The following is a 20,395-nucleotide window of genomic DNA, read 5'->3' as shown; positions in this document are numbered from 1 at the left end:
GAGAGCTTGATGGCCAAGCCACCCAAGAAAATAAGTCTGGCACTTCAGGGTGGAGGCGCTCACGGCGCCTTTACCTGGGGGGTCCTCGACGCCCTGCTCGACGACCCATGCATCGAGATCGAGGCCATTTCCGGCACCTCCGCTGGCGCCATGAACGCTGTCGTTCTGGCCGATGGTCTAGTCCAGGGCGGGCGAGAGGCTGGGCGCGAAAAACTGGAAACGTTCTGGCGTGCCGTGTCCCAGTCGGCGCGCTTCAGCATTCTGCAGCGCACCCCCTGGGATCGTCTTAGCGGAAACTGGAGCCTCGACTACTCGCCGGGCCACGTCTACTTCGACCTGATGACGCGATTCTTCTCGCCGAGCCAGTTCAACCCCATGAAGTACAACCCCCTGCGGGACATCATCGTCGAGCAGGTCGACTTCGACAATGTGTGTGGCTGCGACCAGATGAAGGTCTTCGTGGCCGCGACCAACGCCGAGACCGGGCGCGTCAAGATCTTCGATCGCGCCGAACTCACCCCCGACATGGTGATGGCGTCGGCCTGCCTGCCCTTCCTGTTCGAAGCGGTCGAAGTCGACGGCGTGCCCTACTGGGACGGCGGCTATTCCGGCAATCCTCCGCTGTTTCCCTTCTATCACACCACCGAGTCCCGGGACATCCTGATCGTCCAGGTCAATCCGGTGGAGCGTGAGGGGTCGCCGACCAGCGCCCAGGAGATCCTCAATCGCACCAACGAGATCACCTTCAATGCCAGTCTGCTCAAGGAGTTGAGGGCGCTTGCCTTCGTCAAGCGACTGATCCACGAAGGCCACCTCGACCCCAAGAACTATCGCGACATGCTGGTCCATATCATCGATAGCCAGGACCTGCTGAAACCCCTCGGGGCCTCATCGAAGCTCAACGCCGAGTGGGACTTCCTGTGCCATCTGCGAGATCTCGGCCGCAAACGCGCCCAGGACTGGATCGAGCAACACTACGACGACATCGGCAAGCAGGACAGCGTTGACCTGAGAGCCATGTTCGAGGGCACCCACTGATCGGCAACGGGTCCCGATAGGCGTTATGGCATAGCGGTGCCGGTAAGGTTGCAGGCCCGGCACCGACCAAGCTGAGCAAACGGATCAGTCCGACAAGAAGTGATGACTCAGCAAGATAAAACAGTCGTATGTTTCAAACGACGTAGAGATTGGTAGCGGCAAAAAAATGGCTTGTCTTCCTGCTGCCGCCGATTACGGAAAGGCCGACACGGAATGCGATTACCCCGACCACTATCGTCGCCATGAGGATGCTGGAAAATGAGTTCCACCGCCGTTTCACCCAACATGGAGAAGGGACTCGCCTTCTTCCGCAAGCACAATCCCGCCGCCGCACAAGCGTTGGAGGAAAAGCTCGGTGACTTCGCCCCCGACCTGATGCGCCTGGTCGCCGAATTCCCCTTTGGCGAAATGTACGGTCGTGATGGCCTGGACCCCAAGCTGCGCCAGAGCGCCACGCTCTCGGCACTGGCCTGTGGAGGCCACGAGAATCAGCTACGCATCCATATCGGCATCGCACGCTCACTAGGCTTCACCCGTGACGAGCTGGTCGAACTGTTCATGCAGCTGGCGCCCTATGCCGGCTTCCCGGTCACCATCAATGCGGTGCTGGCCGTCAAAGACATCTACCCCGATACCTGAAGATCACCACGGTGATACACGCCCCACCAAACCCAACGCTGCGCAAGAAGGAATTACGCCATGTTTGAACATCAGAAAAATCCGCCGATGGAACCCGTTGACGAGGTCGATACCACACTGGCCTACATCGACCTTGCGGACGTCAAGCTGCCGGCAGGCGCTGCACCGCTCGAGCAACGTCACCTGCGCTTCCGCCGCGTCGACGTGGCACCAGGTGGCATCGTGCCTTACCACTCCCACGAAAACCGCCCGGCTATCCTGTTCGTGTTCCAGGGCGAGATCGTCGAGTACAACTCCAAGCATGAGCAGCCGCGCGTTCACAAGGCGCCGTCGATCATCGCCGAGTTCAACGAGATCTGGCACTGGTGGAAGAATGAGACAGACGGTGACGTCATCATCTACGCCGCGGACCTGGCCGAGACCGAGAAGTGCGCCGAAGGCGAGTGCTGATCGACAGACCGAAAGCATGCTCGGCGATGTCGTTCGCCCCGCCACAAGGCGGTAATACATCGGTAAAGCAATAATCAACCGATATCAGCAGAAGCCGCGGCCACTCATCGCCGAGTGCCGCGGCTTTTTTATGCCAGAGCGAAGCTGGATGTTATGCCAGAGCGCCGAGGCCTTACGTGCCAGAGCAAAGCCGCAGGTTATGCAAAAGCGCCGCGGCCTTGCGTGCCAGAGCGAAGCCGCATGTTATGCAAAAGCGCCGCGTGATTTCCGAAGCGTTAGCGCTGCCTCGCGACCCTGACCTGCCCGCAGGAACCGCAATCTACGCTTGTCGCCAGGTTGGCGTTGCGAGCGCACAGGAAGACGTGCTCCTCATTGCTCCTCGAGTTCTCCTGCCAGCCACTGGAGTTGCTCGGCCACCGGTACCTCTCGACAGTGGCGCCGATTCTGGCCCGCCCACAGCGGAGAAAAGTCACCGCTGCAACGGGACTCGTGGGCCGCGCGCAGCTCGCACAAGGCGCTGGCAGCCAGCGGAAAGTCGGGTACCTCATCCGACAGCGGCCCCAGCTCGCGCATGGCACGATTGACGATCCCGCGGGCGGGCCGACCGGAGAAGACATTGGTGATGTCGGTGGAGGCTTCATCATCCAGCAGCGCCCTTCGGTGGACGGCCCTCACCGAGGCCTCGGGGCAGCACAGCAGTGCGGTACCGATCTGGACCGCCTGGGCTCCCAGGTCCAGTGCCTGCCGGACCCCCTGGGGGTCGCCGATCCCTCCGGTCGCCACCACCGGCAACGAGATAGCCTCGACCACCCGGGGCAGCAATGACGCCAGCGGCAACTGAAGACTCAGGTCGTTACTCAAGAAATGTCCCCGGTGACCGCCTGCTTCAAGGCCCTGGGCGATCACCACGTCGGCGCCATGGGCTTCCAGCCACCGGGCCTCATCCACCGTGGTGGCGGTAGACAGCACCAGCGCTCCGCAGGCCTTCACCCGCTCGACCAGTTGTGCCTCAGGTAGACCGAAATGAAAGCTCACCACTGCGGGACGGTGGCGCTCGACGATGGCACAGGCATCGCTGTCGAACGGCCGTCTGGTAGGCGTGTCACTTGGAGGTGGCGGCGCGATTCCCAACTCTTCATGGTAAGGGGCCAGCAACGCTCGCCACTTCTCCAGTCGACTCGGTTGAGGCTCGGGCGACACATGGCTGAAGAAGTTGACGTTGACCGGGCCTTGTCCTTCCACCGCTGCAAGGGCCTGATCCAGCGCCTCGAGGGCCAGCATGCCGGCAGGCAGGCCTCCCAGGCCTCCGGCTGCGGTGACCGCAAGCGCCAGTGTCTCGTCCTGGGCGCCGGCCATGGGAGCCTGGAGGATGGGCCACTTCAGCCGCAATCGAGAGAGCGCGGTCATGGTTGAATCTCCTTGTGTGGAGCGGCGTCGGCTCTCGGTGACGAGGAGCCGCGCGCCTGCAATTCCAGGATATCGCCACGGATGGCAATGTCGAAGCGTCCGAGAAAGCTCATGCCCAGCAGCGCCGTCTCACCTTCCATGCCCGGGCTGATGGAGCCATCGACCCGAGTCGCCGACAGGCCGCCCAGGGTAACGCTGTCGAGGCGTGTCAGGGTGCCTTGTGCACGACCATTGGCGGTATGAAACCAGGCGCTGCCGAGGTCCGGCAACGACAGTCTTGCCGCCAGATCTCCCGGCAGAGCGACACGGGTAGCGCCGGTGTCGACAAGGAAGGTCACCGGCGTGCCATTGATACTGCCGGGCGCAACGAAGTGTCCGCCAGGCCCGCGCTTGAGCCTCAACGGCTCGCCCTCGGCCACCTGATTCAGGTTGGCATTGGGGTTCAGGCGCTGCTCCAGCCAGGACGTCGCCCACCAGCCACCGAGCCCCATGAACAGCACCCAGAACAACAGCATCATGGCGAGCCCGGGGCCACGTGTCCCCTGTCGCTGGGTCATCGGTTTCTCCTCACGGGCGGTTTCGTCCTCCTCGCGCCGGGACGACGAAGGCAGCATGGCGAAGGCGCCAGGTGAACGCTGTACTGGTGTCTGTACGCGGCATCGTCCGCGCCAACCACCACCAGGGAAGGTTCATGATGACAGTTTATGCGTCCGCTCTCCATGACCGGCGCCAGCCTGGCGCCGCCGTCGCCCTTGGCCTCCTCGTCGCCTCGATCTGGCTTATCGCCTCGCCGGCACTGGCCAGCGCCGACAACCATGACGAGGCGGCCTCCACCGGCCTGGACAATGTCACCAAACAGGTCTTCGAGATGCCAAGCTACACCACCGTCGGCGGTGACACCATCGCCCCGGTCAGAGTCGGCTGGGAGGCCTATGGCGAGCTTAACGAGGCAGGCGATAACGCCATCCTGATCACCCACTTCTTCTCCGGCACCAGTCACGCCGCCGGCCGCTATGACGGTGAAGAGACCCCGGGCTACTGGGATGCCATCATCGGCCCCGGCAAGCCGCTCGACACCGACCGCTATTACGTCGTGTCGTCGGACACCCTGGTCAACCTCAACGCCGGCGACCCCAGAGTCACCACCACCGGCCCTGCCAGTCACAACCCCGACACCGGCGAGCCCTGGGGCACCGACTTCCCGTTGGTGACCATTCGCGACTTCGTCAATGTGCAGAAGGCCTTGCTGGATGATCTCGGTATCCAGCGCTTGCACGCGGTGATGGGTGCCTCCATGGGGGCGCTGCAGGCTTACGAGTGGGCCAGCGCCTATCCCGAGCGGGTCGAACGCCTGATTCCGGTGATCGGTGCGGGCGTGGCCGATCCCTGGCTGATCGCCAGCCTGGACGCCTGGGCCGCCCCCATCACGCTGGACCCCAACTGGCGCGGCGGTGACTACTACGCACAGACGCCACCGCTCGACGGTCTACGCGAGTCGTTGAAGCTGATCACCCTGCAGGCCAACCACTGGCGTTGGGCGGACGCCACCTTCGACCGCGACTGGGCCGACGCCAACACCTCACCGATGAGCTCACTGGAAGCCCAGTACGAGGTCGAGGCGACCCTGGACAACGTCGCCGAACAGCGGGCTGCCACCGCCGACGCCAATCACCTGCTGTATCTGGTCAAGGCCAACCAGGCCTTCATGACTGGCCATGGCGACAGCCTGGAGGCGGGCCTGGCCGCCATCGAGGCCCCGACCCTGATGCTCTACAGCGAAGACGACCTGGTGTTCTCGCCCCAGAAGGTTCGCGAGACCGCCGCACTGATCGAGGCCGACGGCACTCCGGTGACCCTCGAGGCCCTGGAGGGTGACCGCGGCCACATCGACGGTGTGGTGAACATCCAGCAGGCCGAAAAACAGTTGCGTGACTTCCTCGAGGCACCGATTCCCTGAACGCTCGCCGTCGCCGACCAGGCACCGGGGCCTGATTGGCGGCCCTGGCGCCTTTCCAGGACCGAGGCGATGGCCTCGATCACGCAGCTCCGCCAAGGCTGGACCTGTCGGGCTCGGCGTGCTGGGATAGCGCCTGGACCGCCCCACGCCAACTGGCACCAGCACAACGGGTGCTGTTGCAACGACAATGAACACAAGGAGTTCGACAGTGAGCGACGACGCCACCCTCAAGGTCAGCGAGCTGGACGCCGGCCTGATCTATCGACTGTTCTCCGGAGCCATCGCTCCGCGTCCCATCGCCTGGGTGTCGACCCTGAGCGAGAGCGGTCACGCCAATCTGGCGCCCTTCTCGTTTTTCAATGTGGCCAGCGTCGATCCCCCCGTGCTGGCGTTTTCTCCATTGCTCAACGGCGAAGGCGCCACCAAGGACACCATCGCCAACCTCAAGCAGGTCGGCGAGTGCATCGTGCATATCGGTGGTGAGGCGCTGGCCGAGGCGCTCAACGCCACCAGCGCAAGCCTGCCGCCCGAGGGAGACGAGTTCGACCATGCCGGGTTGACCAAGGCCAGCCTGGGAGACCTGCGGGTACCGCGTATTCAGGAGGCACCGGTTGCCTTCGGCTGTCGCCTTCACGATATCCTGCACTTCGGCGACCGTCCGCTGTCAGGCAACCTGGTACTGGCCGAGGTGACCGTCATCCACGCCGATCCCCGGGTGTGGAACGGTCGACACGTCAGCTGCGACGCCCTGGCCCCGATCGGGCGCATGGCCGGCAGCGACTACGCACGCTGCACCGACCTGTTCTCACTGGAACGTCCGAAGTAACGAACCCTGGGGCGCCCCGGCAACCCCTGACGGCGCCTGCAACGGCCCAATGCAGCTCTCGATGAAGCTCGGGTCGCCCGGGTCGTTGCTCAAGCCGCAAGCAGCGAACGCGTCACCAGGTAGCCGCCCATGGCCAGCAGGCCAAGCAGAAACACCTGGCGAAAGCGCGCCTCGGATAGCCGGCGTCTGAGCCAGGCGCCCCACCACATGCCAAGACTCGCCGGCAGCAGCGCCAGGCTCGACGCCAGCAGCAGGTCGGTGGAGAGCAAGTCCCTCTCGCCGAGTGCCAGCGCCAGGCTCAGGGTCGACAGGCTGAACAACAGCCCCATGGCCTGAACCAGGGCGTCCCGTGACAGACCGATGGCCTGCAGAAAGGGCACCCCGGGGAAGACGCTGGAGCCTGTCAGCCCGGTCAGGACGCCATTCATCGCGCCGACGGCGCCGGCCTGGACCGGGCTTCCCGAGAAGCGCAGCCGTCGCCCGCTCAGATTCATCAGTGCGTAGAGCATCAGCAACAGCCCCAGCAGCAACGACAGCCAGTGAGCCTCGACGCTGGCCAGCACCCATACCCCCGGCCAGACCGCCAGCACCGCCGCCAACAGAAACAACCAGAGCCGACGGCATAGCGCCAGCAGATGCCCTCCCACCAGGGCCTGCCAGACGTTGGTGACCACCGTGGGCACCAGCATCAGCGCCATGGCCAGAGGCAGCCCCAGGGTCGCGGTCAACAGCGCCAGCAGTACCGTGGGCATGCCCATGCCGAGCACTCCCTTGACCAGTCCTGCCAGGACGAAGATGGCCGACAGCAGGATCAGGGTATCGGGTGCGAACAGCGCGTCCGGCAGCATTCAAACGTCCTCGGAGCGGGTCTCTCGGCCAAGGTCCTCGATAGCGTTCCCTCGGCCCAGGTGGTTCAGTGCGTATCGTCCAGCCTGGCTTCCCACTCCCCTGCCACCCGCTGGCCGCGGCGCTGATTGACGCCAGCGCAGATCACGATGGCGATGATGAAGAAGGCAGCGCACAACAGGATCGAAGCCTTGAGCCCCACCGCCGCCTGCAGCAGTCCCAGGCCGACGATACCGATGACCCCCGCCAGCTTGTTGGCCAACCCCCAGAACCCGAAGAACTCGGCCGCCTTCTGGCGGGGCGAGAACAGGCCTACCAGGACCCGGCTGGCCGACTGGCTGGAGCCGAGGCTGAGGCCCGCCAGGCAGCCGACCACCAGAAACAGTTGCTCGGCCTGCCAGTCGAGTCCCCAGGTAGCGTTTAGCCAGGCGGTGACCTCGGGGGTGGCCCAGATGGCCAGGATCGCCAGCACCCACAGCACCAGAGTCATCAGATAGGTCACCAGGGTACCGATGCGGTCCTGGATAAAGCCAAATCCGAGTGCCCCTGCCGCGGCGGTGATCTGGACGATGATGAACATCAGGTTGCGGGTGCTTTCCTGCCAGCCGATGACCTGGGCGCCATAGATGAAGGCGAAGGCGATGATGATGTAGACGCCAGCCATGGAGAACAGCACCGAGGTCAGAAACAGACCCAGGTCACGGAACCGACGCAGCTCGTGCAAGGTGGTCGATACCCGCTGCCAGGCGATGCGGGCGAAGGGCTGGCGATGGGGCTGTGGTTCGGCGCGCTCCTTGAGCCAGACGAAGGTTGGTATCGCCGCCAACAGGAAGAATCCCGCGGCGAAGGGCCCGACCCAACGGATCCGCTCGAAGTTATCCGCGGTGGCCTCGCCCAGTATGGCCAGGGTGAAGCCAGCTGCCACCAGTCCGCCGACGTAGCCCAGCGCCCAGCCGAAACCGGAGATGGCGCCGAGCTTCTCTGGCGGCCCAAGCCCCGGAAGAAAGGCCGCGATAAAGGACTCGCCCATGGAGTAGGCGTAGTTGGACAGGATGATCAACACAAAGCCCAGCGCCACGTAGCCCGGCTCGACAAAGTAGAGCATGGCGGTGGTGGCGATGGTGGCCAGATAGCTGGCAAACAGGAAGCGCTTCTTTTCGGCGCGGTAGTCCATCACCGCACCACACAGCGGGCCGGTCACCACCACCAGCAGAAAGCTCAGCGCCAGCGCCAGGCTCCACAGCAGGTTGGCCAGGCGAAAGTCGTCGCCTCGGTCGCCGACGATCACCGTGGTGAAGAGTTCACCGAACACCACGGTGATGATCAGCAGGGTGTAGGCCTGATTGGCGAAGTCGAACATCGCCCAGCCGAAGATCTCGCGCCGGCTCGCCCTGTCGCCGCCCCTTGGAGTCGTCATGCTCACGCTCATGCTGCCGTCCCGTTGGCAAAGGAGTCCAAGATAGCAGCCCGACTCGCCCCAGTGCCACGTCACGCCGAGCCCGGCAGACCCTCGGGACGACCACTGACACCAATAACGAAGTGATACAGTGTGGGCTTCAGACTTTCGACCCAGCGAATCCCATGACTCCCATCGACTACCTGGCATCCAGCGCGGCCCAGGCCTGGCACCAACGACTGGCTGGCCTGATTCAGGGTGCCGATCGCAGCGACCTTCCGCGACAGCTGGAGCAGGCACTCGCCGAGCTGGTGCCCATGGACACCCTGATCCTGCATGCCTACCAGGGCCGAGGCCGTCCGCGAGTGGTCCATGACAACTATCCCCCCGAACGCCGCCAGCGCGACATCGACCCTTATCTGAGTCGCGTCTACCTGCTCGACCCGATGTTCCAGGCCATCGAGTCTGGTCAGGATAACGGTACCCATCGACTTCGCGATCTGGCGCCGGACCGTTTCGAGAGCAGCGAGTACTACCACTACTACTATCGCGGCCTGGGACTCAAGGATGAGATCGGACTCTTCGCACGGGTCAGCGACGACACCGTGATGGTGCTGTCCCTCGGCTTCCGTACCCAGTCACCACCGCTGACTCGGCGCACCGTACAGGCGCTACGCCACCTGACGCCCATCGTCGAAGCCCTGCTTCAGCGGTTCTGGAGCTGGCAACGCAGTGCCTTCGAACCGCAACACCAGGAGGTCGAGCCCGTCGACGCCGCCTTCTCGAGCTTTGGCCAGGGGGTGCTCACCCGCCGCGAGCAGGATATCGTGCGCCTGCTGCTGGCGGGCCACTCGGCCAAGTCGGCGGCGCGAGAGCTCGGCATCAGCGACGGCACCGTCAAGGTCCATCGCAAGCACGTCTACCAGCGCCTGCAGGTCTCGAGTCAGGCCGAGCTGTTTCGCGCCTTTCTCGATCACGTAGCGCTGATCTCCCGCCAGCAGCGTGACTGACGCACCCGCTCAGAAGCGGTAGGAAAGATACAACCGCCCCTCCCAGATATCCAGGTCGTCATGGCCGATGCTGAGATAACCGGCGCTGGCCTCGAGCAGGGTGGCCTCGCCGACAAACCAGCGGGCGCCAGTGCGCAGGGTACCCGTCAGATCAGAAGGGTCCTCCCACTCCAGATCCTCGTTGAGGTAGCGCCCGTCGTTGGGCTGCTCGAAGGCCCAGTCCACCCCCAGTTCGGCGTAGGGCATGATCAGACCCGCGTGGTCAGTGTGGTAGATACGGCTAAGCTCACCACTGACCGACGCGACGCCAGTGCTGTAGGAGTCGCCGGGCACTTCCACCTCCACCGGTATCCCCAGGATCTTGCCGTCCAGGTCATAGTCGTCGCTGCGCTCACGGGAGTAGAACAGCGAGACAGTGGGACGCAACAGGGCCTCCCCCCAGCGGTACTGACCGTGGGCATTGAGCGCGCCGCCGAAGCTACGGGTGTCGAAGCTGCCTTCCAGGGTCGCCAGTTCGGTGTCATTGTCACCCCAGCGCCAGATCAGTGATGCGTCCAACGCCCAGCGCTCGGACAGTCGATAGGCGACATAGGGCGAGATGCTGAAGCCATCGCTGTCGCTGTCCCAGGCGCCGCCAAAGTTGTCAGAGCGGCTCGAGTCGACGCTGAAACTGACCCCCGCCACCGTCTGCTCCGACACCCAGCGGTCGACACCCACCGCCACTACCTGGGCCTCGCCATCCAGATCCTGGCCATCACGGTCATCGGAGATATCGGTATAACGAGCATCCACCCAGGTGTTCCAGGGAGAGACCGGCTCTCCCTGACGCCCTGCGGTGATCGGCACCTGTTCCATCAAGGTGGCCTCCAGCGCGTTCCGGGTTCTTGCCTGGGCGTGCTGGCGCAGCAGGTTCTCGGGGCAGGTCACCACCGGCAGGGTACCGTCGGCCAGCGGTGCGCCCCCGAGCCTGGGGTCGTGACGAGGGTCGATGCAGCGGTTAGCCGGCAGCGGCACCCGCCCGGCATACCACTCGGCCGCGTCGACACGGCCAACGATCTGGCCCTGGGGCATCGATGGCAAAGAGGGTGTCAGACCCGACGGCGGACGCTGTTCAGGCGGTACGACGCCGATGGGAGGTGTCACCCCGGAAGGTGGCCTGACATCCGGAGGCACGACACCGATGGGGGGCGCTACCTCGCCCGGCCGCGCAACGTTCGGAGGAAGGCTCCATTGCCCCAGGGTGGGCCGCCCCGGCGTCACCCCCACCGGCGGACGTTCGGGGGCGGGCACCGTACCTATCGGCGGCGTTACCCCGGTCGGCGGTCGCTCGATTGGTGGGAAAGCGGGTGGCACCGTACCTATCGGCGGCGTCACCCCGGTGGGTGGCCTGAAGTCCGGTGGCACCGTGCCTATCGGTGGCGTCACCCCGGTGGGTGGTCTGAAGCCTGGCGGCACCGTCCCTATCGGCGGCGTCACCCCGGTGGGTGGCCTGAAGTCCGGAGGCACCGTGCCTATCGGCGGCGTCACCCCGGTGGGTGGCCTGAAGTCCGGAGGCACCGTGCCTATCGGTGGCGTTACCCCGGTGGGTGGCCTGAAGTCCGGTGGCACCGTACCTATCGGAGGCGTCACTCCGGTGGGCGGCCTGAAGTCCGGCGGCACCGTGCCTATCGGCGGCGTCACCCCGGTCGGGGGTCGGAAGCCTAGCGGCACCGTGCCTATCGGTGGCGTCACCCCGGTCGGGGGTCGGAAGCCTGGCGGCACCGTCCCTATCGGCGGCGTCACTCCGGTGGGCGGCCGGAAGTTCGGTGGCACCGTCCCTACCGGCGGCGTCACCCCGGTGGGTGGCCGGAAGCCTGGCGGCACCGTACCTATCGGCGGCGTCACCCCGCCAGGGCGGGAAAAATCAGGAAAGATCTTGCCGATGGGAGGGGTAATGCCCGGACGCTCCGGCATCGGGATCTGCCCGGCCGGCGGCAATGTGAAGCCACCCTTCTGGTTCTGGGTATCCAGCAGACAATCCTTGTTGCCCCCCAGATCCAGAAGCTTGTGCACACCACCGTTGCCGTTGGATACCACTGGCGACAGGGTCAGGTGCAGGCCTCCGGCATTGCGCGTCCACTCATCGACGCTCTGCTTTCCCTGCGCCGCCTCCAACCCGAAGTCACCCGGCGAGGTCCCCGACAACCACACCGAGCGCGAACCATCGTTGGTGACACCGACAAAAGCCAGCCCTCCCGAGGCACCACAGTTGGCGGCGATAGCGGGTAACGGGGCCGACATCAGAAAGGCGACAAGGGTGCCCAGGGCACGACGAGTAAAGGGTGGTGCTGGCAACATGGCAAAGTATCCGGACTGACCATTCAGCATCCGCCGCGCCAGAATCTGGGCCACCTCTTCCGGCACCTGCGGATCATTACGGCACAGCCTACACCAACGTCGGAGGATCGCTACGTCTGCCTCAAGTCTCGGTAGTGCCGTTTCGCGCACCCCTCTCTCAATCATGAGGTAGATCAAGGTCATGGCAACCTGAGTCGATCATAGGCTACCCCATCGGTGATACCGGCACTGCCGCCGCCTGGCGGCCCGAGGAGACCTACCCTCATAAGGATATGTCATCGACAGGGGCAGTCTGGCGAGACTGGAGACCTTCCCAAGGAGGTTTCCAATGACAACACCCGACACTCGCCTCTCGTCCCGCCCCTCGACTCCCGTCGCCGACACGGCTCCGGTTCCGGCCCCAGTCCCAACAACAGTGGATGCCGAGACCCTGTGGCGCCAGGATCGGGACCACTTCGTCCATCCCTTCACCGACTTCAGCGTCTTCCACGACAAGGGCTGCGAGCTGATCACCGATGCCGAGGGCATCCACGTTCAGGACATTCACGGCAACCGCTTTATCGACGGCATCGCCGGGCTGTGGTGCGTCAACGTTGGCCACGGTCGTGCCGAGATCGGCCAGGCCATGGCCGAACAGGCCACCCGCATGGCCTACTTCTCGACCTTCAACAATCTGTCCAACGCACCGGCTACGCGGCTGGCCGCCAAGCTCGCCGAACTGGCCCCGGCCCACCTCAACCATGTCTTCTACAGCTGCGGAGGCTCCACCGCCAACGACGCAACCATCCGCCTGGTGCACTACTACTTCAACCGCCTGGGCAAGCCGAACAAGAAGCGTATCCTGTCGCGCCGCAACGCCTACCACGGCACCACCTACCTGGCCGCGAGCCTGACCGGCATCGAGAGCAACAACTGGGAATTCGACACCCTCGATGGTCTGGTCACCCATCTAAGCGAGGCCAACCTCTATCGTCGCCCCGAAGGCATGGATGAAGCACAGTACTGTGATCATCTGGTCGCGGAACTCGAGGCCACCATCGCCGAGATCGGCGCCGACAATATCGCCGCCTTCATCGCCGAGCCGATCATGGGAGCCGGCGGCGTACTGGTGGCCCCCCGGGGCTATCACGCCCGCATGCAGGAGGTGCTGCGCGCCCACGACATCCTGTATATCGCCGACGAGGTGGTCACCGGCTTCGGTCGCCTCGGCCACATCTTCGCCTCGGAAGCGGTATTCGACACCCAGCCCGACGTCATCAACCTGGCCAAGGGCCTGTCCTCGGGCTATGCCCCGCTCGGCGCGACCCTGATCTCCGACCGCCTCTACGAGGTGCTGGGCACGCCCCAGGGCAAGGGCGGAGTACTCAGCACCGGCTTCACCTACTCCGGACATCCGGTCAGCTGCGCCGCGGCGCTCAAGAATATCGAGATCCTCGAGAGAGAAGAGCTTTGCGCCAACGTCCGCGAGGTCGGCCCCTATCTGGAGCAGGCACTGGCGACGCTGTCACGACATCCCACCGTCGGCGACGTGCGCGGCAGCCACTTCATGATGTGCATCGAGAACGTGGCAGACAAGGACACCAAGGCGCTGTTTCCGGTGGACGCGCGTGTCGGCGATCGGGTGGCCTTCGAGGCCCAGCAGCGCGGACTGATCATTCGTCCGGTGGGGCATCTCAACGTGATCTCGCCGCCCCTGATCTGGACCCGCGACACCGTCGACGAGGCCGTCGCCATCCTCGACGAGGCGCTTGCCGCCACCGCCGAGTCCCTGCGTCGCGACGGCTATCTCTAGCCACGAACCCTCCTGCAACACGAGTCCGCACGCTTTTTTGCCGCGCGGCCAGCGCAGGGCTCGCCCCTGCGCGATAGCTTCCGTCCAATAACAACCGTCGCCACAGGCGATACAAGGAGCTTGCATGGAAACCTACGGCGCCTGGAGCCTGGTTCCCACCCTGGTGGTGCTGGTCACCGCCATCATCACTCGTCGCACCATCGAATCACTGCTTGCCGGCTGCCTGGTCGGGCTCTTGATGATCGCCCCCAGCGAGGTCGTCACCCGCGGGTCGGACATCCTGCTCACGGTCCTCGGTAATGACACCGTCACCTGGATCATCCTGGTCTGCGGCCTGTTCGGCAGCTTGATCGCCCTGCTGGTCAAGACCGGCGGCGTGCTGAGCTTCGGTGATGCCATGACCCAACGACTGCACAGTCGTCGCCAGAGCCTGCTGACCACCTGGGTGCTGGGGCTGGTGATCTTCGTCGACGACTACCTCAACGCCCTGACCATCAGCGCCTCGATGAAGAAGATCACCGATCGCTTCGGCGTCTCCCGCGAAAAGCTGGCCTATCTGGTGGATTCCACCGCCGCCCCGGTGTGTATCCTGGTGCCCTTCTCGACCTGGGCGGTATTCTTCGCCGGCCTGCTCGAGGACAACAACGTCGCCGACAACGGCATGTCGCTGTACATCTCGGCGATCCCGTACATGGCCTACGCCTGGGTGGCGGCGGCCCTGGTGCCCTTGGTCGCGCTGGGCTGGCTGCCTGACATCGGCCCGATGAAGACCGCCGAGGCCCGTGCCAAGGCCGGCCAGCCGGTGCCCGATGGCGGCGAGGAGCACGCGCTGCAGATCGACACCAACTACGATGGCCAGAGCCCGCATCTGCTCAACTTCCTGCTGCCCATCGCCAGCCTGATCGTCGCCACCTGGTACTTCGATATCGACATCCTGCGCGGGGTCATCGTTGCCCTGGCCGTCACCCTGGTGCTGATCGCCGTCCAGCGTCTGCTGAGCTTCAATGACACCTTCGATACCGCCCTGGAAGGCTTCAAGGCGATGATCATGCCGCTGGGCACCCTGGTCGCCGGCTTCTCGCTCAAGGAGGTCAACGACGTCCTGGGCCTCACCGAGGTGGTGATCCAGGCGGTACAGCCGCTGATGACCGCCGGCCTGCTGCCCGCCGTGGTATTCGTCACCATGGCCTTCCTGGCCTTTGCCACCGGCTCCTTCTGGGGGCTGTTCGCGGTGGCCATGCCGATCGTGCTGCCGTTGGCGATCAGCATGGACGCCAATATGCCGCTGGTGGTCGGCGCCTTGATCTCGGCCAGCGCCTTCGGTAGCCACGCCTGCTTCTACGGGGACTCCACGGTGCTGTCGGCCCAGGGTAGCGGTTGCAGCCCCATGGCCCACGCCCTGACCCAGATCCCCTACGTGTTGATCGCCGCGGCCCTGGCCACCGGCGTGTTCCTGCTGATCGGATTCTTGTGAGAGCCTCCATGAACCAGACACACCATTCGTCTTCACCGACCCCGGCCCCTGCCGCGTCGCGTTCCGCCGGCAGCGACGCGCACAGTCCCGCCCGACTTGGCTGGTCCATGCCGGCGGAATTCGCCCCTCACGACGCCTGCTGGATGCTGTGGCCCCAGCGCCCGGATACCTGGCGCCTGGGAGCCAAGCCCGCCCAACAGGCCTTCGTCGCGGTGGCCAGCGCCATCGCCGAGAGCGAGACCGTCTACGTGGGCGTCAACGACGATCAGTACGAAAACGCCCGTTATCAGCTTCCGGAATCGATTCGCGTGGTCGAACTATCCAGCAACGACGCCTGGATGCGGGACGTGGGCCCGACCTTTCTGACCCACCCCGAACATGGCCTGGCGGTGGTGGACTGGGAATTCAACGCCTGGGGCGGACTCAAGGGCGGGCTTTACTTTCCCTGGGACAAGGACCGCCGGATTCGCCCCAAGATCGCCGAAATGCTGGGCATCCCCCGCTTCGATGCCGGTATCGTGCTGGAAGGCGGCGCCATTCACGTCGACGGCGAGGGCACCCTGATCACCACCGAGGAGTGCCTGCTCAACCCCAACCGCAACCCGGGTCTGGATCGTGCCGCCATGGAGGCGCGCCTGGGTGAGCAGCTGGGCATCAGCAAGGTCATCTGGCTTCCCCGGGGCTGCTACCTCGATGAAACCGACGGCCACGTCGACAATCTCTGCTGCTTTGTGGGCCCCGCCGAAGTTGCCTTGACCTGGTGCGACGACGCCGCGGACCCGGAGTACCAGATCTGCCGCGACGCCCTGGCGGTGCTGGAAGCCAGTACCGATGCCTGCGGTCGACCGTTCACCGTGCACCGCCTGCCCCAGCCCGGCCCACTGTTTATCGGCGAAGACGAGGCCAGCGGCATCGACCGCCTGTCCAGCTCGCACCCACGCCAGCCCGGGGACCGCATGGCGGCCTCCTACGTCAACTTTTACATCGGCAATCGAGTGGTGGTCATGCCCCTGCTGGATGAACGCCGCGACAACGAGGCTCGCGACATTCTGGCGAGGCTTTTTCCCGAGCGTCGGGTGATCGGCGTGCCCGCCCGAGAGATCCTGCTCGGCGGCGGCAACGTCCACTGCATTACCCAACAACAGCCGAGGGATCCAAGACGTACCTGACAGGCGGGAGTCGTCGCCGGTGACGACACGGCACCAGAAAATGTCTGCTGGAAGCGACACCGCATCGGAGAATCAAGGGGTTGTGCTCGGCTCTCTTGGCCAATAGGCTCGATATGGCACATAACAGCATAGGAGAAACATCATGAGGAAGGGTTCCATCAAGACACTCTCCAGCCTGCTGCTGGCCACTTTCATGACCTTGGGCCTCGCCGCCTGCGGCACCGGCACCGGTGAACGCGCCGCCAGTGGCGCTGGCGTGGGTGCCGCCGTAGGTGCCGGCGCCGCCGCCGCCACCGGTGGTGACGTCGCCGAAGGCGCCGTGATCGGCGGTGGCGTAGGCGCGGCCACCGGCGCCGCCACCGATGAGGACGACGTCGACCTGGACAACTAAGGTCCTGGGCCTGGGGCGAGGCGAGGGTGCCTCGTTCCAAACCTGCTCGACGCACAGGAACACCGCCGGCTTGCCGGCGGTGTTCTTGTATCTGGCCGGTCGGGTATCTCGCCCGGGTCTGGCCGGTCGAGTATCTCGCCTGGGTCTGGCCAGTCGGGTATCTCGCCTGGGTCTGGCCGGTCGGGTATCTCGCCTGGGTCTGGCCGGCCGGGTATCTGAGCTGTCGTGTGTCTGGCCTGGTTCGACCAAGCGGGGTTCGGCTAAACGGGGGTCGGCCAAGCGGGCGCGGCTCCCACAATTGGCGCCAATTGGCGACAATTGCTGCATATTTGCTTCACTTGCTCCTTTCTGTGCCGTTGTTACTGTTAGGGTCATCCCCCAGCATGAGGACGACGACATGAAACTTCTGAAGATGACCGGGCTGAGCGCTACTGCCCTGACCATGGCCCTGGCACTGTCGGCCTGCGGTACCGGTACCGGAGAACGGGCGCTGAGTGGCGCGGGGGTCGGTGCAGCGGTAGGTGCCGGCGCGGCGGCGATCACCGGCGGCGACGTGGGCAAGGGCGCGGTCATCGGCGGCGGCGTGGGTGCGGCGACCGGTGCTGCCACCGATTCCCGGGACATCAACCTCAGTCGCTAAGTCCAGGCCCGAGGCGTCCAGGCAGCTTTCGACCCCGCCCCGATCCGAGCCAAGATGCCGCCCTCAGCGGCAGACCCGACCGCCCACGCCGAGATGAAAGTGATCGGCGTGGGCGGCATTGTAGTCAGGCCCCAGCACGGTGCCGAAGACCTTGCAGGCGCGCTGCCCCACTTCCTTCAGGAAACGTCCTTCGGCTCCCTTGCCCCAGTGGCCCGACAAGCTGACGCGACGACCGTCCTCGAGTTCGAAGGCGGCCACATCCAGGGCCTCGGCACTGGCATGCTGGCTGCGACGTCCCTCGGCCCGACCATAGATATTGCGGCAGGCGAAGCTGCCGAAGTGTTCGATCTGGGCCACGTCCACGCCAAGGTGGGCGCGCGCAGCGGCGTTGAGCTCGTGACGCTCGAACACCGCCCAGGCCACCGCCAGCGGGCAGCGTGTCATCACGCTCGGCTGCATGCGCGACTGGCCACCGGCGTAGCGCACCAGATTGGAAAGCTCACACTGGCCCCGGGTGACGTCATCCAGTGGGGTATATCGCTGGGGCGGGTCCGCCGCCAGCACCGCACGGCAGGCCTCGGGGTCATCCGCCAGCCGCGCCAGCTTCCAGCCGAGGAAAGGACCAGGCGGCGTCTCGATCGATATCGGTGTCCAGGGCAACCAGCGATCCGGTATTGCGATCATCCCCTTGTCCAGGGCAACGCCCAACACCAGCAGCATGATCAACAGCCACTGCCCCATATAGTTCCTTCCTGTGCCCGACCCTTTCTGTGCCCGACCCTTTCTGTGCCCGACCCTTCCTGCGCCCGACCCTTGGCCACGGTTCATCCCACGACCGAGGCGTCGAGTACGATCAGGGGTCCACCAACATGGATAGCGCCAGAGCGACGATACCGACCGTCACGGCGGTTACCACCGCCAGGATGACGATACGGTCCAGCCAGCGATCGAAGGTGACCCAGTTGAATGTCAGCCGCCTGCGACGAGACGGAGGCCCGCGGCGGGTCGCGCCGCGGGCAGGGGGTGAAGACATGGCCGAGATCCTTCCGACGATACCCTGAGCTTACGTCCTGGCACTCTTCCTGACTACCAATGCATCGTAGATACTGCATTTTGCGCCAAGTTTCGTTTGAGGGTGCTCGCCCGGGGTCACAGATCGCCGGTGCCGGTCGACGTCACCTCAGTGGTTGATGCGCCGGTTGACCACGTTGGGGGCCCGCCGCAGACGCTCCTCCTCGGCCAGGTTGCCGGCCTCGAACGGATCCGCGCCCACCGGGGTCTCGCCATGCTGACGGTACAGCTGTGACAGCATGTTGCGGCGATCCGCCTGCAGCTCCTTGACCAGCACGAACATCATCCCGAACAGGATGAACGAGAACGGCAGGGCCGCCAGCACGGCGGCGGACTGCAGTCCCTTGAGCCCACCTGCAACGATCAGCGTCAGACAGATGGCGGCAATCAACAGCCCCCAGCAGATCCGCTTGTACAGCGGCGGAGCGATGGAGCCATGGTCGGTCATCTGGGCGACGATAAAGGAGGCGGAGTCTGCCGAGGTGACCAGAAAGATGAAGATCAGGATCATGGCGAGCACCGACAGCACCGTGGAAAACGGCATCAGGTCGAACATCTCGAACAGTGCCACGGTGATATTGTCCTGGGTGGCGGCGGCCAGGCCGGCATCACCGCCCAGCTCCATATGCAGGGCCGCCCCGCCGAACACCCCGATCCACAGACACGCCAGCAGCGGCGGCACCACCAGCACACCGAGTACGTACTCGCGAATGGTCCGTCCCCGCGAGACCCGAGCCACGAAGGTGCCGACAAAGGGCGACCAGGCGATCACCCACGCCCAGTAGAAGATGGTCCAGCTGGAAGCCCAGGGGTCATCGTTGTAGGGCGACATCTTGAGGCTCATGCCGATGAAGTTCTGCAGGTAGTCGCCGATGCCCAGGGTGATGGTCTCGAGGATCTTGACCGTGGGGCCGGTGAACAGCACGTACAGCATCATCGCGATGCACAGCGCCATATTGAGGTTGGACAATCGCTTGATGCCCTTGTCGAGCCCCGACCAGGTCGAGGCCATGTACGCCACGAACATCACCCCGAGGATGCCCGCCTGCCAAAGGCCGCTTTCCGGCAGTCCGAAGACCGCATTGAGGCCACCATTGACCTGCAGTACCCCGAGCCCCAGCGAGGTCGCCACCCCCATCACCGTGGCGACCACGGCGAAGATGTCGAGCCAGTCGGTGTAGGGGCGCAGCGCCGGGCGCTTGGCGGTCATCGACGACAGCACCGAGGAGACCAGCCCGGCCTGGTCCTTGCGAAACTGGAAGTAGGCGATGATCAGCCCGACCAGCGAGAATGCCGCCCACTGGTGCACCCCCCAGTTGAAGTAGCTCATCTGGATGGCGTAGCGCGCCGCTTCCACGCTTTCGGCGGGGACCGCGCCATAGGGAGGCTCGGCGAAGTGGGTCATGGGCTCGGCCATACCGTAGAACACCAGACCGACGCCGAAGCCGGCCGCCAGCAACATGCTGATCCAGGAAAAGGTGCCGTAGGTGGGGGTGCTATCCTGGGGCCCCAGGCGCACCTTGCCGTACTTGCTCATCGCCAGCGCTACCAGAAAGATGACGAAGGCGAACACCGCCATCAGGTAGAACCAGCCAAAGTAGTGGGTCACCTGGCTAAGCGCGGTGTTGGCGGCGTCACCGAAGGCGTCGGGGAAACTGGCGCCCACGGCGACCAGGGCGATGATGATAAGGGCAGATAGACGAAAGACGCGATCCTTGCCAGACAGCGGCAGGCGCTCCTGCAGCGCTCGACCGTTCATGGACACTCCTTGCCAGACGGCGGTCATGATGTGAGGGGCGTAGCACCCTAACAAAAGTCGGACTCTCCATCACGGTAGGCGAATATTCGATTCGGCACAAAAAATTACCGGCACCCTGGGGTACCGGCAATAGCGCCGGCAATAGTGTCGGAAATAGTGCCTCCAATAGCGCCGTCAGTTGACGACATAGCAG

At 64.8% G+C, this 20,395-nt stretch carries 19 protein-coding genes; 11 read left to right on the top strand and 8 right to left on the bottom strand.

The annotated features are described in order from the left end of the window. The first annotated feature begins 9 nt into the window (after nt 1-9). The 3 genes from NFH97_RS12000 to NFH97_RS11990 all read left to right on the top strand — a co-directional run bounded on the left by NFH97_RS12000 (nt 10) and on the right by NFH97_RS11990 (nt 2,127). The gene (locus NFH97_RS12000; RefSeq protein WP_045991237.1) at nt 10-1,038 is read left to right on the top strand and encodes a patatin-like phospholipase family protein; all 1,029 of its coding nucleotides are present in this window, start codon (nt 10-12) and stop codon (nt 1,036-1,038) included. Between the two features lie 258 nt (nt 1,039-1,296). Beyond that, nucleotides 1,297-1,677 carry a carboxymuconolactone decarboxylase family protein gene (locus NFH97_RS11995; protein ID WP_052704215.1) on the top strand — a complete coding sequence of 127 codons (381 nt, stop codon included), beginning with the start codon at nt 1,297-1,299 and terminating at the stop codon, nt 1,675-1,677. Nucleotides 1,678-1,737: 60 nt separating this feature from the next. Then, nucleotides 1,738-2,127, top strand: a complete 390-nt coding sequence (locus NFH97_RS11990; protein ID WP_052704216.1) for a cupin domain-containing protein — start codon at nt 1,738-1,740, stop codon at nt 2,125-2,127. 369 nt (nt 2,128-2,496) lie between these two features. Here the strand turns inward: NFH97_RS11990 and NFH97_RS11985 are convergent, their stop codons facing one another. After that, nucleotides 2,497-3,534: an NAD(P)H-dependent flavin oxidoreductase gene (locus NFH97_RS11985; protein ID WP_306169246.1), complete on the bottom strand. Its 1,038-nt coding sequence runs from the start codon at nt 3,532-3,534 to the stop codon at nt 2,497-2,499. Next, the gene (locus tag NFH97_RS11980) at nt 3,531-4,091 is read right to left on the bottom strand and encodes a retropepsin-like aspartic protease family protein (RefSeq protein WP_108132253.1); all 561 of its coding nucleotides are present in this window, start codon (nt 4,089-4,091) and stop codon (nt 3,531-3,533) included. The genes NFH97_RS11985 and NFH97_RS11980 overlap by 4 nt, the downstream gene beginning before the upstream one ends. 134 nt (nt 4,092-4,225) lie before the next feature. Between NFH97_RS11980 and NFH97_RS11975 the strand changes: the two genes are divergently transcribed. Both NFH97_RS11975 and NFH97_RS11970 read left to right on the top strand, forming a co-directional pair. Next, on the top strand, nt 4,226-5,491 hold the full coding sequence (locus NFH97_RS11975; protein ID WP_349586821.1) for an E22 family MetX-like putative esterase: 1,266 nt from the start codon (nt 4,226-4,228) through the stop codon (nt 5,489-5,491). 208 nt (nt 5,492-5,699) lie between these two features. Continuing rightward, nucleotides 5,700-6,317 (top strand): flavin reductase family protein, encoded by a 618-nt coding sequence (locus tag NFH97_RS11970; protein ID WP_231498596.1) that lies wholly within the window; start codon nt 5,700-5,702, stop codon nt 6,315-6,317. 89 nt (nt 6,318-6,406) lie between these two features. Here the strand turns inward: NFH97_RS11970 and NFH97_RS11965 are convergent, their stop codons facing one another. Continuing rightward, a complete protein-coding gene (locus NFH97_RS11965) occupies nt 6,407-7,165 on the bottom strand; it encodes a sulfite exporter TauE/SafE family protein (RefSeq protein WP_045991241.1) in 759 nt (252 codons plus the stop codon). Nucleotides 7,166-7,230: 65 nt separating this feature from the next. Continuing rightward, a complete protein-coding gene (locus tag NFH97_RS11960) occupies nt 7,231-8,580 on the bottom strand; it encodes an MFS transporter (protein ID WP_231498595.1) in 1,350 nt (449 codons plus the stop codon). 164 nt (nt 8,581-8,744) lie between these two features. Here NFH97_RS11960 and NFH97_RS11955 point away from each other — a divergent pair, with 164 nt between their 5' ends. Then, a complete protein-coding gene (locus NFH97_RS11955) occupies nt 8,745-9,569 on the top strand; it encodes a helix-turn-helix transcriptional regulator (RefSeq protein WP_349624860.1) in 825 nt (274 codons plus the stop codon). Between the two features lie 9 nt (nt 9,570-9,578). On the opposite strand, the gene NFH97_RS11950 is transcribed toward NFH97_RS11955, so the two are convergent. Further along, the gene (locus tag NFH97_RS11950) at nt 9,579-11,960 is read right to left on the bottom strand and encodes an autotransporter outer membrane beta-barrel domain-containing protein (RefSeq protein WP_349624858.1); all 2,382 of its coding nucleotides are present in this window, start codon (nt 11,958-11,960) and stop codon (nt 9,579-9,581) included. 274 nt (nt 11,961-12,234) lie between these two features. On the opposite strand from NFH97_RS11950, the gene NFH97_RS11945 reads away from it, so the two are divergent. From NFH97_RS11945 to NFH97_RS11925, 5 genes are all read left to right on the top strand, one after another. After that, a complete protein-coding gene (locus tag NFH97_RS11945; RefSeq protein WP_222569973.1) occupies nt 12,235-13,698 on the top strand; it encodes an aminotransferase in 1,464 nt (487 codons plus the stop codon). Nucleotides 13,699-13,822: 124 nt separating this feature from the next. After that, complete coding sequence (locus tag NFH97_RS11940; RefSeq protein ID WP_349624857.1) at nt 13,823-15,172, top strand: Na+/H+ antiporter NhaC family protein; 1,350 nt, start codon at nt 13,823-13,825, stop codon at nt 15,170-15,172. An 8-nt stretch (nt 15,173-15,180) separates the two neighbouring features. Further along, nucleotides 15,181-16,341 carry an agmatine deiminase gene (gene aguA / locus NFH97_RS11935; protein WP_349624856.1) on the top strand — a complete coding sequence of 387 codons (1,161 nt, stop codon included), beginning with the start codon at nt 15,181-15,183 and terminating at the stop codon, nt 16,339-16,341. Between the two features lie 142 nt (nt 16,342-16,483). Next, a complete protein-coding gene (locus NFH97_RS11930) occupies nt 16,484-16,732 on the top strand; it encodes a YMGG-like glycine zipper-containing protein (protein ID WP_045991247.1) in 249 nt (82 codons plus the stop codon). 397 nt (nt 16,733-17,129) lie between these two features. Beyond that, complete coding sequence (locus tag NFH97_RS11925) at nt 17,130-17,372, top strand: YMGG-like glycine zipper-containing protein (RefSeq protein ID WP_108132246.1); 243 nt, start codon at nt 17,130-17,132, stop codon at nt 17,370-17,372. Nucleotides 17,373-17,435: 63 nt separating this feature from the next. On the opposite strand, the gene NFH97_RS11920 is transcribed toward NFH97_RS11925, so the two are convergent. The 3 genes from NFH97_RS11920 to NFH97_RS11910 form a co-directional block, all read right to left on the bottom strand. Continuing rightward, entirely contained in the window at nt 17,436-18,113 is a 678-nt protein-coding gene (locus NFH97_RS11920; protein ID WP_045991249.1) for an extensin-like domain-containing protein, read from the bottom strand. Nucleotides 18,114-18,225: 112 nt separating this feature from the next. Next, nucleotides 18,226-18,405: a hypothetical protein gene (locus NFH97_RS11915; protein ID WP_108132245.1), complete on the bottom strand. Its 180-nt coding sequence runs from the start codon at nt 18,403-18,405 to the stop codon at nt 18,226-18,228. 147 nt (nt 18,406-18,552) lie between these two features. After that, nucleotides 18,553-20,202: a BCCT family transporter gene (locus NFH97_RS11910; RefSeq protein WP_045991251.1), complete on the bottom strand. Its 1,650-nt coding sequence runs from the start codon at nt 20,200-20,202 to the stop codon at nt 18,553-18,555. Nucleotides 20,203-20,395: the final 193 nt, after the last annotated feature.

Source organism: Halomonas sp. SCS19, from assembly GCF_040147015.1.
Taxonomy (GTDB): Bacteria; Pseudomonadota; Gammaproteobacteria; order Pseudomonadales; family Halomonadaceae; genus Halomonas; species Halomonas litopenaei.
Note: the sequence above shows the minus strand (reverse complement) of the source record. Positions and strands in the feature narration are given on the sequence as shown.